The 16,137-nt window shown below is 31.6% G+C and carries 11 protein-coding genes and 2 pseudogenes; 5 read left to right on the top strand and 8 right to left on the bottom strand.

Going from position 1 to position 16,137, the window contains the following annotated elements:
• Nucleotides 1–246 precede the first annotated feature (246 nt).
• Entirely contained in the window at nt 247–1,038 is a 792-nt protein-coding gene (locus tag V7S50_RS27060) for an SDR family oxidoreductase (RefSeq protein WP_242253787.1), read from the bottom strand.
• Nucleotides 1,025–1,942, bottom strand: coding sequence for an aldo/keto reductase (locus tag V7S50_RS27055; RefSeq protein WP_336376661.1), 918 nt, complete (start codon nt 1,940–1,942; stop codon nt 1,025–1,027). The genes V7S50_RS27060 and V7S50_RS27055 overlap by 14 nt, the downstream gene beginning before the upstream one ends.
• Before the next feature lie 882 nt (nt 1,943–2,824).
• Here V7S50_RS27055 and V7S50_RS27050 point away from each other — a divergent pair.
• Nucleotides 2,825–3,835 carry an N-acetylneuraminate synthase family protein gene (locus tag V7S50_RS27050; RefSeq protein WP_242253791.1) on the top strand — a complete coding sequence of 337 codons (1,011 nt, stop codon included), beginning with the start codon at nt 2,825–2,827 and terminating at the stop codon, nt 3,833–3,835.
• Nucleotides 3,835–4,623 (top strand): SDR family oxidoreductase, encoded by a 789-nt coding sequence (locus tag V7S50_RS27045; RefSeq protein ID WP_242253794.1) that lies wholly within the window; start codon nt 3,835–3,837, stop codon nt 4,621–4,623. Before V7S50_RS27050 ends, V7S50_RS27045 begins: the two co-directional genes overlap by 1 nt.
• A 379-nt stretch (nt 4,624–5,002) precedes the next feature.
• On the opposite strand, the pseudogene V7S50_RS27040 reads toward V7S50_RS27045, so the two are convergent.
• A pseudogene (locus tag V7S50_RS27040) lies at nt 5,003–5,206 on the bottom strand (IS6 family transposase); the annotation flags it as partial.
• 29 nt (nt 5,207–5,235) lie between these two features.
• Nucleotides 5,236–6,633 (bottom strand): CDP-glycerol glycerophosphotransferase family protein, encoded by a 1,398-nt coding sequence (locus V7S50_RS27035; RefSeq protein WP_336376662.1) that lies wholly within the window; start codon nt 6,631–6,633, stop codon nt 5,236–5,238.
• Nucleotides 6,634–7,925: 1,292 nt separating this feature from the next.
• Between V7S50_RS27035 and V7S50_RS27030 the strand changes: the two genes are divergently transcribed.
• Both V7S50_RS27030 and V7S50_RS27025 read left to right on the top strand, forming a co-directional pair.
• Entirely contained in the window at nt 7,926–9,287 is a 1,362-nt protein-coding gene (locus V7S50_RS27030) for a YncE family protein (protein ID WP_336376663.1), read from the top strand.
• Between the two features lie 547 nt (nt 9,288–9,834).
• Nucleotides 9,835–10,074, top strand: coding sequence for a hypothetical protein (locus V7S50_RS27025; RefSeq protein WP_336376664.1), 240 nt, complete (start codon nt 9,835–9,837; stop codon nt 10,072–10,074).
• A gap of 3 nt (nt 10,075–10,077) precedes the next feature.
• Here the strand turns inward: V7S50_RS27025 and V7S50_RS27020 are convergent.
• The 3 genes and pseudogenes from V7S50_RS27020 to V7S50_RS27010 form a co-directional block, all read right to left on the bottom strand.
• A pseudogene (locus V7S50_RS27020) lies at nt 10,078–10,311 on the bottom strand (M4 family metallopeptidase); the annotation flags it as partial.
• Nucleotides 10,312–10,527: 216 nt separating this feature from the next.
• Nucleotides 10,528–10,821, bottom strand: coding sequence for an ArsR/SmtB family transcription factor (locus V7S50_RS27015; protein ID WP_242253806.1), 294 nt, complete (start codon nt 10,819–10,821; stop codon nt 10,528–10,530).
• A gap of 1,088 nt (nt 10,822–11,909) precedes the next feature.
• Nucleotides 11,910–13,007, bottom strand: coding sequence for an S-layer homology domain-containing protein (locus V7S50_RS27010; protein ID WP_336376665.1), 1,098 nt, complete (start codon nt 13,005–13,007; stop codon nt 11,910–11,912).
• A 752-nt stretch (nt 13,008–13,759) separates the two neighbouring features.
• Here V7S50_RS27010 and V7S50_RS27005 point away from each other — a divergent pair.
• Entirely contained in the window at nt 13,760–14,227 is a 468-nt protein-coding gene (locus V7S50_RS27005; RefSeq protein WP_242253808.1) for a hypothetical protein, read from the top strand.
• Nucleotides 14,228–14,473: 246 nt separating this feature from the next.
• Here the strand turns inward: V7S50_RS27005 and V7S50_RS27000 are convergent, their stop codons facing one another.
• Nucleotides 14,474–15,844, bottom strand: a complete 1,371-nt coding sequence (locus V7S50_RS27000; RefSeq protein ID WP_242253810.1) for a lytic polysaccharide monooxygenase — start codon at nt 15,842–15,844, stop codon at nt 14,474–14,476.
• Nucleotides 15,845–16,137: the final 293 nt, after the last annotated feature.

The following is a 16,137-nucleotide window of genomic DNA, read 5'->3' as shown; positions in this document are numbered from 1 at the left end:
ATGTTTTTTTGACTTCTATCTATATCAAATACTTCCTTAAAATTAGGGAATTTCACAGAATAACAAAGTATTTGTAACGATAAATTTATCAATATAATCTAATATAACATTATTAACGAAGGCTCTTTTCACTCCTAGATTGTCAAATTCTCACTATAACTAAAAAACCTCTTCATCTTATATAAAATGAGAAAATTTTTTCAGTGGAAAGGGTTCTTGTTACATCCTTGACTTTCTAGCGATGTTTTACCACGATGTCCAGCCACCATCAATGCAAATATTTTGCCCCGTTACATAACTTGAAGCATTAGATGCAAGAAAAACAATCAACCCTTGTAATTCTTGGGGATTTCCAATACGACCTAGCGCTGTTTTTTTATTTAAATTTCGAATAAATTCTTTATTTTTCTGAACTTCTGTATTAGGAAATGGACCTGGAGAGATAGAATTAGCTCTAATTCCTTTTAAACCATAGTGACACGCAAGATACCGAGTAAACTGTATGATAGCAGCTTTTCCTGCTCCATAATTCGGAGGATTATTAAAGCCTGAATCGCCGTAAATAGAAGGGTCTGGGGAAACAACACCATACATTGAAGAGATATTAATAATATTTCCTTTATTCTTCGGTAGCATATATTGTAATGCCTTTTTAGTAACCCGAAACACATTATTTATAGAACCATCAATTCCTGTTTCCCACTCCGATTCTGTCATTTCTTCAATAGTCTTTCCTGCTCCAAAGTAAGCATTATTAATAAGAATGTCTATCTTATTATCTGAATTATAAATCTCCTCAAATGTATGGTTTATTGATTTACTATCTGAAACATCTAGAGCATATCCCTGACATTTCACATTATATTTTTGATTTAACTGATCAGCTAAATTCATACATTTTTCTTTGCTTCTACTAACTATCATAACGTTTGCACCATACTTAGCCAGCCCTTCAGAAATTGCAGAACCAAGATAACCAGATCCACCAGTAACAATTGCATTCTGGCCTTTTAAACTAAATAATTCATGTTGATTCATTATTCACCCTCCATAAGTTCGGATTAATAATTATCTCAGGTATATCCTTAAATAATTTCTTTGCAGTATTAAGAACTTTCTCTTCTAATAAAGGTGAATTACAGATTTGAATATTTTCTTTTAATTGATCTACTGTTTCACATCCAATAATAATCTTATCAACTTCTTTCAATTCTCGAACAAATAATAAAGCCAATTGCGCTCTACTTAAATTGAATTCCCGAGCTAAAAACTCAAATTCTTTTATTGGTTTTTTAGCGATTTGTAAATAATCGGGAATTTTTTCCGTATCCATTAATAGCAACCCTTGAAGATATGGACTTCTAGCATGTATTTCTATTCCTTTTGTTTTCAGCTTTTGTAGTAGGCCTGAACAAATTAGACGTTGATCAAATATATTTAAAGGAACTTGAATCATATCAAAACAATCAAATTCCAAAAACCGCTTAACTTCATCAGGTGTATAAACGGATACACCAATCTTTTTGATTACTCCCCCTAATTTCAATGTATTTAATTTTTGAATGATATATCCATTATGTGAAACCATATTTTTAGAATCATGTAACAGGCAACAGTCTAAAATGTTTGTTTTCAAATTCATCATAGATTGTTTAATATATTTATCAATTAAGCTATCTAAATGCTCAATACCAATATTTTCAGAATCAATCATAGGTATTTTAGTTACAACCTGAAAAATTTTTTCTGTTGTTTTGCTTGAGACATATTCACCTATAATAGCTTCACTATTTCCATAAGAAGACGCTGTATCTAACACATCTATACCGTTATTTATAGCATATTTGATGATATTTAAAGCCTCTTCCCTATCAGGTTTACCCATTATATTTCCTATTCCATAATGAAGACCCAGCTGAACAGTACCTAATGCTAATTTCATAGAGCACCTCCATAATAACCACTTAGGCTAGTTAGATATTTTAAACAGAATGACAATATATATTTACATTGAACTGCCCCTACCTTCACTCCGTTTAAAGGAGGAGCTCTTCTCGTTCACATGATAAAGATTTCTTATTTATTTTTAGTTATCAAGATTGCGTATAAAGATGTTGATGTAAAAAGAGTAAAGCCTGAAATTTTTGGGCCGAATGTATATAGAATCTGTGGCATTTTCTATACGTACGATACGACAAAGAAAAACTGGATTTATCTTTTATATCCTTATGAAACCGAAAATCAAATTCGTTCCTATAGGCACCTTCGTACAACACGGCAGACCTTACTGACCGCAAATAGCGGGATAAAGCAGGTAAATAGTATCCTGCCCAGTATATGAAAGTGACTGCTATTTGGTACAAATGATTTTGGATTTCGAATAATTAAAAGCTCACTTAAAGAATGCTGCGGTGATGCGATTGCACACTCTAATACATTAATGGAAAACTACTACTTGATATTTCTCTGATGGAAATCAAAACAAATATTTCCCATTTTCCCAATAATAATTTTGAAAAATAATTATTTCACGTTCTAAATTCGTTTCTTGGCTCATACGTTATTAAAGTTGTTGAAAAATAAAAAAGCGAAAGATTTAAAATATGATCCAAATGGTACAGATGATGTTTTAAAAGAGGTAGGTATATCTTCTCCTAAATAAACACTGCAGCTGCTATAGCATGTGATTATTTACACTTCACTTCTGTTTAAACATTTCTAAATAAAAAATCTTGCTAACAATTCCTTACAAATACACTTAAGAAATTACATTCTATACAACTGCTGCAATTTTGTAGTTACCTTGAGAAAGGACAGATTACTGATGCAGAAATTTAATATTAATAGGAAGCTAATTGGTGATGATTCATCAGTTTTTGTAATTGCTGAGGCCGGAATTAATCATGCAGGTTCATTTATTGAGGCGAAAAAAATGGTCGAGGTTGCCAACTCAAGTATGGCTGATGCAGTTACTTTTCAGCATATAGCCTATAATGACATTGATTGTAGAAAATCTTCTAAGACCAAATTAGATTGGGATAAATGGAGATTATCAGACGAACAGATTATCGAATTGTTTGATACTGCACATAGATTGGGATTATCTACGACGGCTTGTGTAGTAGATTTTAAGTCTCTTGAGTTTATTGTCAAGTCAGGTGCTGACTTTCTTAAAATAGTTAGCGGGGATATTACATGCCATCCCTTTTTGGCTGAATGTGCAAAAACTGGTTTACCTATATTTCTTTCTACTGGAAGTGCATTGTTATCTGAAATAGAAGCTGCTTTAGAAGTGATTGAAAAATCAGGTGGAAAAAATGTCGTTGTATATCAAACTAATACTAAATATCCGACTCCACCTAATGAAGTTGATCTTAGAGTAATGGAGACACTAAAAAATTTTAATTATCCAGTAGGCTTCTGTGATCACACTGCAGGAACAGCTATCTCCTTAGCAGCAGTGACGTTAGGTGCTCACGTTATAGAAAAGCACTTCAGTTTAGACGCTACAATAAAAAGACCTGACTATGAAGTTTCTATTAATCCTCATGAACTAAATCAATTTGTAACTGATATACGTAATATTAAAAAAGCAATGGGTGTACCCATAAAGCGCCGGCATACAGATGATGCAAATTTCATATTAACTCGTAGATCCTTGGTAGCTTGTAGTGATATGGCTAAAGGTACAAAAATTCAATGGAGTGATTTAACATATAAGCGCCCTGGAACAGGTACCCAACCTTCAGAAGCTAAGAATTTTATAGGTAGAACTTTAAAATATGATGTAAGTAAAGATGATCAATTATATGAAGATATGTTGGAGGAGATTTAATGAATAAAATTGAAAGACGTACAGCATTAGTGTTAGCTAGTTCTGATGGACTTGGCTTAGCAGTTGCTAAAAGATTATACTGTGATGGACATAATGTGATTATTACAAGTAGAAGTAAAAAATTAGAAAAAGCTAAAAAAGAAATTTGTGATATTGGTAGTAAAGGAGAAGTTCTAGCAATACCATCCGATGTAACTAGCATCGAAGATTTAAATAAACTTATTATGCAAGGAAAGAATCAACTGGGAAAGATTGATATTTTATTTACAAATGTGGCTGGTCCTAAAGCTGGAACGATAGAGGATTTAACTATTGAAGATTTCTGTAAAGCACACAATGATCTGTTATTGCCCGTCATTTATTTAACTAAACAATTAATTCCTGATATGTCTTCTCGTAAGTGGGGAAGAATTATTATAAATTCTTCTCTTACTGCAAAAGAGCCTTCAAAAATGCTTACCTTATCAAATATATATAGGGCTGGACTAGCTTCTCTTTCTAAAACTCTTTCTCATCAATACGCTAGTTATGGAGTTACAGTTAATACTGTCGGACCTGGTTCTTTCAAAACTGCTCGCGCATCCGAATTATTAAATGAAATGTCTAAAACACAAAAGCGAAATGTTGAAGATATCGAATTAGAAATCACACAAAATTTACCAATGAAGAGATATAATGACCCAATAGAATTTGGTAATGTTGTAGCTTTTTTAGCTAGTGATGCTGCAAGTGCTATTACAGGTACTTTTATTCCAATTGATGGTGGAATTTCTCATGGAACATTCTAAATAAGTAGATATTTCACTATTATCCCAAAGTACTAAATGCTCAGATTGAGTTTTTTCTATATTGTTACCCTTCTATTAACAGTCCGTTAGAATATGAAGTGTTGAGTAGTTCACCACTTCATATTAATACACTTTTAACTTCAAGACTAAAAGAAGAGTGCACTGTATTGCCATTCCTATCAGAAAAAAATTAGGAAACACACTGATTTCATAATACCAAACTTCTCCCACATATCTTGTCCACAGGAAATGTCATATTGTAGTGAAAATTCTATCCAGACGAAGTTCTAGACTGGACATATTGGTTCTGTTGCAAAATTAGCTAAATGTAAAAAACTGTGGTTTAAAAAAACAAATTTTATATAGACAGCAATAATTTCTATAATTCATTGTACATTGAAAAAACGGAGTTTGGTTGATGACTCCGTTTTTTATATAGGGCATGAATAGTTTCAATTCCTTTTATTGTGATTGAGGCTTGAAGAGAGTTTTGAAATCTTGAGGATCTAGCAAAACGACGTTTTACGTGTCTACGGCCTTATTCCATACGATTACTTAGATGTTTTGCTGTATAATCCAGTGTGTTTTATAAAGATTTTTCATTTTTCACTTTTACATACCTCGAGATAAATCTTGTAATTTTTGAGTAACTGTTGTTTGAGGGTAATTTTTCTGTATGAAATAATCCCTTAATTGTTTAGCAGTTGTAGAATATGAAGAATCATATAAAACTTTTTCAATTGTCTGTATCATATTTTCAATAGAATGAGTCACAAGCCAGCTTAATTCATCGTAATATTTATAATCCCTCTCCTCTGACTTAGATTTATAAACAACTACTGGTTTATCCAATAACATAGCCTCTAATCCTACTGTTGAATTAGAGATAACTACAAGATCTGAATTAGAAATGACATCATAAATATTCACTTCAGTTGTAATATACTTGACATTAGGATATACCTTACTTAAATGAATATATTCACTCACTAAATTACGACCTTTTTCCCATGGATGAGGCTTTATAATAACTGTAATATTTTTGTCTTTCATCAATTGTTTTGTTAATTCAACATAAACTTGGGTTTTAAATGGTTGCGTTGCTATAAATATTATTTTCTTAGAGGGATCTATATTTAGTTTCTTACAAAGTACTTTTTTTTCTAAATGTTTCTTATTATAGATATCATCATATCTTGGGTGTCCCAATATCTCGATTTGAGAATCAGCTCCCCCTCTTTGAAAATACCACTCTCGTTCGTACTCTCCATATACAATCTGTTTTGTAGCGAAAATTGGAAAAAACGCTTCTTCTCCCATTATGGCCCCATGCTGAAGACAATAACTTGGAATCCCCTTACTTTTAGAGATAAGAGTAAGTACTCGGTTCGTTATATCTTCTGTTGTACCAACAATCACACTCGAGATATCATGTTCTTCAAAAATAAAATATGCCATATTAATTTTTTCAATCATGATAGGAAGATCATTGAGTAGTTTTGTTTGAAAAAATTTATTGGAAAATAACGGATGTTCTTTATATGTTGAAAAAATTTTTTGAGCTTTTTCAATGAAAATATGAGAACTATCCGGAACTTTATTTGTATAATCCATTGTACAAATCGTAGGAAGACCATAAAGCTCGCTTTTTTTTGCTCTTGTTAATATTTTTGTATACTCAGGGTTAAAATGCGAAAAATTACCTGCTGAAAAACGAAGATAATCAGTATTAAGTAATACGACTCCATCTGGTCCTCTTTTCTTTGTCATTTGCTCAAACAGAGGCAACCATTTTTCAAATTCTGACTGCAATTGTTTTTCTTCTATTGGTGCAACTGACAAATATTTATAAAAATCCTTACTTTTCATCTTACTTTTAACATCTTCTTCTAAATATTGATAAAAATTACTTAATAAAGGTAAAGAAATGTTATGATGTACTAATTCAGAAAACACCTTTATATACTCTAAATTTAATAACCAATAATTTTTCAAATAGATTTCACTCAAGATCTCACCCTCTTTTTCTTCTTAAGTCTCCTCTTAATTCCTAACATGTTATTTATGGTTTAATAATTGTACAAATTCATTTTTTCATTAATAACTAAAAATGTATTAAATTTGAATTAATACAACTTATATCTAAAATTTTATCTATTGGAGAAAAATCCCCAAAATGATTTAATCTCAAAAAAACGAACATATTTTATGCTATAAAATTCAGGTTTTTCATCCCAGTAAGAACCCCATTTTTTAAACGATTGGCAAAATAGAAGCTCAATACATATCAAACTATGATCCATTATATATGGATCATTATTTGTAATTTTTTGTGTTGATCTTTTTACAGTTCTAATAGACTGATAGGCTTCGTTAATTAAAACTGCATACCTTACTTTTTCTGTTCATTCTGAAATATGTTGAATATTACTTCTATAAAATTATATATTTTTTATACATGTTCGAATTATTTATTGAGTAAGTTTGCTAGAATTATTATCTATAATAAAAACTGTGAAACATTTACAATTCTAATTTAATACATTCCGTATTGATTTTTCTACAAACAATGGCATGTGTTATTACTAGCCATAATAACCATAAATTTAGGCAACTATTATCCCACTCCTTATCAATAACTACAGTTCAGTTATGTTATTATATAAACAAATAGAACAAACTGTTCCGGTAATTATGATTTTCTTTTTATATACACTAAAAGATAAAGACGTTACCTTGTTTGTTCATGAATTTTTATTATTTTCGGTGAAAACCTATTCCATAAATAACTTCAATTACAATATGACTTGCTAAGTAGAAAATCTACTGATGTGAAAAATAAACCAGGAACATCTAATCACTCTCTAGACTTACTCTTCCTCATTCTTAAGCGATCACCCTCCTCATTAGTGGCACATATGCAATTTCCGTTTCTGCCATAGCGTTGAGCACCTTTCATGCTTTGACTTCTTCGAAATCAACAACGCTTTAGCAGCATGCCTTATTGCTCGGCTTAATCTATCGAAATCAATTTCACATTTATCTCAATATGTTTTACCATTATTGAATCAGATTTTATTCCAATTAAAATAACCATGATATGTACAAGCATTAAGAAATAGGAAGCATAATATAGAGCATTGCCAACTATTTGTATATTGCATTAACAAGTAGATGCCTTTCAATCATGATTATTTCATAAAAAGGCATAGGTTCTAAAAATTTTTTTCTTAATACGATATGTAATCAACTTTATATACCACATGAAATAACAAATAATTTTTGATAAAGGAAGTGAAATCATGTTACCTTGCCAAGGTACGTGCAATCAATATGTAGATTTTGAGGTTTTAATTACAGCTCCTGAAGGCTATATAATTAATGATACGAATTATACCGGTGCTGTCACCTGGAATACAAACCGATTAAAATGTGCATTTGAACCATGTACGCTGCAAACACCGAACCCTTGCCTTCTGCAAGATGACCTACCAGACGGTTCCTATCCAGTACACAGTGTTCTCATATATGGCGTACTTACAATGCTTGTTAGTATTTCTCCTGTTCAAAATCAATATGGACAAGGAGATGCAGCTTTTTCTAAATGGCATAAATTCTCTATCAATCAGATTGTTTATTATACAACTGATCCGAATTGCTGCTTTGATTTTAGCAGCTTTAAACTTAAGAGTTTAACAGTTACGCCACAAGATGAAAATACATTTATCTTAAATGGCACCCTTTCTGTTTTACCAGTGCCACCAAATCCTCCGGTTTATACTTTTACAGCAAATAGAGATGATAATACTCTTTCAGTAATTAATACAGCAACAAAGACTGTCCAGCATGTAATCAATCTTCCATATCAGCCAATTAAAGTTACTGTTAATCCAAACAAAACATACACTTTAGTTTTGCACTCAAATGATAATCGTGTTTCTACAATTAATAATGAAACACTTACCATTATCTCTACTTTCTCAATAAACAATCCAATTGATATTGGGTTTTCTCCGGATAATCAGTTTGCGTATATACTAAATTTTTTAACTGGTTCAATGGGCATTACTGTTATTAACCTCTTAACTCAAACCATTACTAATACCATCTCACTTGGAGGATTTGGATTTTCAAGTATAGCAATTGATCCGAATGGACAATACGCCTACATCGTAAATTATACAACTTGGAGTATTGTAAAGGTTGATCTAAATACAGGAGAAATTATAGTAGATCTTCCTACTTCAATGGATTATCCAAGCATCATAGAAATTAGTTTGCTTGATGGCTTAGCTTATGTTACAGAAGAACTTCCGGGGTCTGGGACCCTACTTGCAGTTATTGACTTGTCCACTTTTCAAGAGATTGGCAGTATTATTACTGGAACGTATTACTACTCGTTCCTTGCTCTTTCACCTAATCAACCTGTAGCTTTGCTAGGAGAAGAAACTATAGATGAAATCAATATTATTGATACAGCACAACACCAATCCACAGGAACTATTTCCATAAACGACCCAAAAAGCGCTGCGTTTACACCTGATGGAGAATTTATCTATATTGCTCAACCAGAACAAAACACGGTTACTATCCTTAACTCCGTTGACTATACCGTAAATACAGTAGTAACAGTTGGTGCATCACCTGTAAGTATTGCAATATAAAGTTTAACGCTTATTAACATTCAAGAAATACTGAGGATTGCACCCTCTACTTATATTAATTTCCTACTCTCCGGTATTCCATTTATACAAATAACTAGTGTCCTTCTGTCTAGTTAATGACTAATCGTTTATTTCGATATTTAATAATTTATACACGGGCCCTTCTTAAATACTAAAAAACATATTATCTAATAACTCCTTAATATTTCCTATAGTTCTTTCCATTACAATTCTCTTTAATTTTGTTTATCTATCCATTCCCTCCGTCAATCAAATCTCCCTCAAGGAATCTGATTTAAAATTCACTTTACAAGTAAACAACCGTTCCATAAGTAGATTATTTAAGGGAAAGGAGTCAGACTTACTGGATTCCCCTTTCTTCTCATCCTTTTTTGAAGCTCTTTTAAGTCTAATTCTATTGTATTCCAGCTAAATAACATTCCCACTAATAAATAACATATTATATAACTATATAAAAACTCTACCAAATCACTAAAGGAATCTCCTTCCCCCTATCGAATTATTGTAGAGGAAAGGAGAGAAATTCATGGGAATTATAGGATTATATCCTCGCGCATTAGCGACTCTAGGTGCACTTGAATACACCAATCGTCGCAATAAATTAATTGAAGACTCGGAGAATAACATATACGAGTGTAAAGAAATAAAAGAAATACTTCAATCACTCCCTAAAGAGAAGCAGATTGAGATTCTTGAGAATCAAGCTCAATTTGAAGCTGTGGCAAAGATGATTGAACAAAACAATTTAATTCTTTTAGAACAATAGAAATTAAATATAAGCTGCTTTAAAAGCTTGTTGGACAGCTTGTACTTCAGATGAATTTTTACCATATAAGTTTATTGCTACACGAATACAACCCTCTTTTAATTCTTTAAAGTCAGAAATCATATTTAATTCATCTGTATTCGCATAATAGAAGATACCAAACATCTTATCTTCTCCAACACCTTGGACATTTACGCCATTGTGATTAACACAGCTAGCTATCAGGTAACCTACCTTCACCTCCATTGTTATCCTATGAGAATAGATGTTTTCAATATCTATTCAATATAATCATTATAGTTACATTTCTATTTAATTATCGGGAATAGATGGTATGCAATTTTCCATGTGTATCCCTTATTAAATATTCTAGACATCTTGCTTTCTTAGCTTTATGTTTTTAAATGTGTACAATTTGTTAAACATACAAGAAACGTTTCACATATTATTAACCTAAAAACCTAAAATTCCTACAATCTGACGAGCTTTAGCATTATCTATAAAATAATGCATCTCTAATCCCTTTCTTTCAGCACGAAGTACGGTTCCCCTTAATTTTGATAAATGCTGTGAAACAGTAGATTGTGGGAGTTTTAATATTTCCGTTAACTGCGTAACATTACACATTTTATGATGCATTAATTCACTTACAATTTGTAATCGAACCGGATGTGCCATTACTTTTAAAACATCTACGTCTTCTTCGCGGATTTCAGCTAGATCTTTATCAGTTACTACTGTTTTCATTTCGCATTCTCCTTTATTATTAATTTCTGTTTTTCCTATTATCCTTATAAATAGTACTTATAGATGATTACGATTTGTCCTGTTGAGAAAATATTTTCTCTTCTTAAAACACAAAGGACACCTATCCTGAAAATAGTTTTTTTACATAACATTGATCTATGATTAACACGATTTACTAAGCAAAAGTACTTCCCCTACCCTTTGGTTAAAGCAAATAAAAAATTCTGCTTTTGCCTTCCTGTCCTGAAAAATTGATAAGCAGTATCTCCTATCTCACACTCTACAAAATAATCATTTTATTTCTCAACATGGATACCTGGAATTAAAATACCAAAAATGGTAATATAGAGTCACCTTCAGTTGTCAATTGTGTCCCTTTTTTGAAAGCCCTGTCTATAATGACAAGGCTTTTAAATTTTCCTAACCTAAGATATCCTTTATATTTCGTTTTTTAGTTAACCCTAATAATATGTATGCCTCTTTTAATGTAATTAAGTCTCTTTTACACTTCTCCATTTAGAGATGCTAAATTAACAAATGTCTATTAAAAATTTATTAGACCCTCATACTACAATCATTATCCAGAACCAAAATAATTATTAGAAACACCTTTTATAAGAAGAGCTATTTTTCTGTGAAATTTGGTTTACGAATGCTAATTTATCCCCATTTAAATCTCTTTTATAGTAAAAATTGATCTTATGCACAATCTAATTAATAAACTGTGGTATAACGGGTATAGAAATTAATTTTAATTTTAAATAAAAAGAAGAGTTAATTTTTGATTAACTCTTCTTTTTGCAATTTCCTGCTAGTTATTAGCAATTAATTCACGAAAATGCTCTTCTCTATTTTCTTTTATAAACTTCATCGTTTCTATTTTTCCTACTCAAATTAGCTCCTAAACGTTACATTTTTCATACAATACTGATTCCCAACAGTACTATATGGAATAACTAAACATTATCTTATATACTCTATTAAAAATCTACACTACATAGAGTGAATGTTTGTTTCTATCCAATTACTTGCTTCTTTAATCGCAATAATAACTCCTTCTATCAGTTTAAATCCTTGTAAAAGGTTAATTATTCACCAATATAAATGTACCAGCCCTTATAATTAGCCGTTTGTCCCATTTTTATTTTATGTCGGCCTTTATCAAATGCATATTCCACATTTACATTTTTGACCAATCGATCAATCTCTTTGTCTAGATTCAAATCAGGGTATATCATAGTAACCCATCTTTTCGTCAACTCAATAGATGGGTTATAATTTTCGAAGCTAATAGTAAAATTATTACCGCCCTTTTCATCTATACTCAATGGTCCATACCAATCTTTATTTTCTTTTAACATTTTAGATGAAGCTAAATGTAGTACAGCACTTGTCTCCCAATACTTTATATCTAGATTATATTTCTCATTTATCTCTTTAATGAGATTCTGCGCCTCTTTAGATATAGATTTACTATACACAGGAACAATATCAACCAACGATTTATCAAAAGTGAAATCATCTGTCACCATGGATCTCGGTATCCCTAACGGCATTACTTCAGGTTGTCCCGGCTTCTCTAACTTACGCATTGCACTATATAAAAACTGTGCATACTGCTCACGAGTTACTACTTTTTTAGGCTCAAATAAATTGTTACCTGTGCCCATAACAATTTTGTTCTCTTGCAGGGCACTAATCGCCTCAGTAGCCCAATAATTTTTTTCCACATCATTAAAAGTAGTAATAGATTGTTGCTTTAAATTAAATGTTTTTTGTAAAATTGCCGCTAATTGTTCACGAGTTAAAATATCATTTGGTCCAAATTCATTATCCCCATATCCATTCATAAGACCAGAACTGACAACAGCATAAATTTCTTTTTCAAACATAGTACCTTTTACATCTTTAAATTGATCTTCAAACCTATCCCCTACAAGTAATGGCTGTAGATACACATATAGCAGACGAGCTACTTGTCCTCGCGTAATATTATCGCCTAATCCAAACATTCCATTTCCATAGCCAGCTATCATTTTTTTATCTTTTAGATGCATAATTGCATCATAAGACCAATGATTTGCAGGAACATCTTTAAATGCTGTATCTGCCTGTACATTTGCTAACGATGTTAACGTCGTCGTAGCAAGTGTAACTCCTATTAAAAGCATTTTTGTTAGTTTCATACTATAATCCTCTTATTCCTATAATTTATTATTACAAATTATTTCATTCGCCTTATATAATGCCTTTCCTATCATATTAATATTAACATAAAATACAATAACTGTTATATATATATAATTAAATGGTTTCGTGCATATATTAATAACCTCTGTTCTATTTTCGGAATACCTCTAAAAATAGATTTCGTTGAGTATGTATGCAAAAGAATTATTGATAGTAAATAAAATAGAATTTACTATCAACATGATGAAATATTTAATAGCATTAAGGTATTACATGAATTATCAAATGCTTAAACTTTTTAAATAACTAAAATTATATAGACCAAAAAGAACCCCGTAATAAGAAAAACTATACAAACTGAGCATCTGCAACATTTGTATAAAACATTTTATTTAATTCCTTTATTTCGCGATAATGGATAGATCAAAGTTATTGGCTCTTGTTAGTAGATTCCAATTTTATGTATAATGAAATTATCATTTTACCAACAAATGGTAATAAGGAGGTGATACAAGTAAAAAAACCAAACGTATCATCGAAGTATTAAAGGATCTATTCAATGTACATTAAGATACATATATAGGATTTAAAACCATGAAATTTTATGTACAGATTGAATTACTACAAGATGGAAGGTTGGTAGCAAATGTACTCAAGAAAAAAGAGCATTCAATTTGCTTAATGTTATAAAACTACTTGATGTGACATCTGTTGAATGAATTAAAAACATACTCAGGGGGAATTTTAAATGAAAACATTTAGTAAAATATTATTAGCGGGAACACTGGCTCTTGGCGGTTTAGCAGCAATGAATGTGGAAACACCTAAAATTCATGCTGATGGGGCGAGCGAATATTGTCGTTACATTTGCGGTCCTAAAGAAACATTAAATAATTTCACAATTCAACTTTCAGATACGAAATACAGACTGGGACAAAATATCATTCTACGAGCAACAAATGATAATCCATATGATGTACATTACACAGCATCTTTTGAAAAACACTATGATACTGGTTGGGATTATTATGACGCTGATTTTCACTATGGTTCATTATTACCAGCTGGAACAAATGTATATGAAGATTTTGATGCTGAGACTGGCAATAATGGAGCAATTTCTGAACCAGGAACATATCGCATGAAAATTGAAGTAACACATGCAGATGGACACACTGATACAATGTACACAGCGCCAATTACATTAGCAAATTAAATAATAAGGTTACTTCATATCTTATTGTTTTTATTATCTATCAAATATTTATTCAAAGTACCTAATCTTTTTATTTGTATTAGGTACTTTGAATAATAGTTTTATTATTAGGTTTCGTTCTCTATTAATAGGTATTGAAAATGCAGAAATTGATATTCAAACAATATTAAGAGTTAAAAAATAGGAATACCCTCTCTTATAATTGGCCCATTATTTAAATACTAAAGGGATTCACTATTGCCATTATTAGTTTACTTCTTTCCATAATGACAATGCAAAAATCCAATTTGGATCCCCATTCCCTTGATAACTCTGAACTGCCTCATACACCTTATCCTCATGAACTACTCTATCTCCTGCTTTATACGCTTTACGCGCATCCCATTGTTCATAAGAGTTTTCTTGTCCTTTTGTTGTAACTGTGATGGCATCACTTTTCATTGATTCATTATCAGATGTATCGACAGCAGATACTACATACTTATATACTGTATTCGCTTGCAAATCTTTATCCATAAATGAAGTTGTATTAGCAGTACCTATTTCTTTCATGGCCCCTCCAACTTCTCTGTATACAATATAATGGCTCACATCTACATTATCCTCCGATGGACTCCACATTAAATCAATACTACTCGTAGTGGTTCCCATACTGTGTAATCCTTTAGGCTGAGTTGGTGCTTCTGTATCTGGTTTTTCCTCTGTTGTTTTAATAACTAATACTTCACTTTTCTCAGATATATTTCCTGCAGCATCTACTGCTCTTACTGTATACGTATATTCTGTGTTTGGATTTAATTTTTTATCAATTACACTTGTACCGACTACAGTATTAATTAATTCCCCATTACGTAGCACTTGATATTCTTTCACCCCTTCATTGTCTGTTGCAGGTTTCCAATTAAATTCCACACTATTTGAAGTAGCTTTTATTACTTGTAGTTCAGATGGCTTGGTTGGTGCCTCTTTATCTGTTTTTTCATCATTTATTAGATTCACATCAATCACATTATAGAAAGCGTTTACAGTATCAGCTACATCCCAAACAGCTAAAATAACATGGTACCCACTACGATCAGTTGGTACATTGATTTTATGTGATAAATTATTAGATGCTTTAGAACCATCGTGTTTTACAGTACCAATTAACTCAAAGTCTGCTCTTGCTAAAGGTTTATTTGGATCCCATCCCTTTTTCGTGATGTAATAGTGCCATTGACTTGTTGAATGAGGAGCTGTGTATTTCCAAGTGAAGGTATTTTCTCCACCCTTAATTGTATTCTTAAACCATCGATTAGCTGTTTGTTGATCAAGAATCCCACCAAACAGGCCTCCTGCTGAAGCAATTTTCCCATCTGCTGGTCCACCTTGTGGGAATCCTTTAGGAGCTTCTAAACTTTGCGGTTCATACATTATATTTCCACAATTTGAATTCAGCGCCCCATAATTTTGACTGCATAAAGCTGCACGGCTACCTGGCTTTTCAACAAACCCATGTGCATAGGCATTTTGAGGAATAAGAGTTGTACTCATAATTCCCACTGCTACTGCAGCAGCACTTAATCCTTTTTTATTTGTTGCCATTTTTCTAAACTGTCCTAGAATTTTTTTATTCATACTACTAGTCCCCTCCTATTGAATTTCTTACTATATTAAGAGCATGGATGTAAGTGAAGGCTAAACACGTATAACTAAAATTAACAATTGGATACAAAATTTCATACCCAACTATTTATTTACCTCCATTACATTTGAATAACCCTATAGTTAAATTATTACATACTAATTTATTAAAATTTCACAGAAATTATGACAGTTATTGGACTTTTTCCTTTGACACTCCCACGGCTAAAGCCGCAAGTCCTACACCTTACGGTGTAACGGATGGGATTCTTGAATGACTAAGCATT

Source organism: Bacillus sp. CCNWLW194, assembly GCF_037120585.1.
Classification (GTDB): domain Bacteria; phylum Bacillota; class Bacilli; order Bacillales; family Bacillaceae_G; genus Bacillus_A; species Bacillus_A basilensis.
The sequence above is the reverse complement of the archived record's forward strand: the minus strand, read 5'-3'. Positions and strand labels throughout refer to the sequence as shown.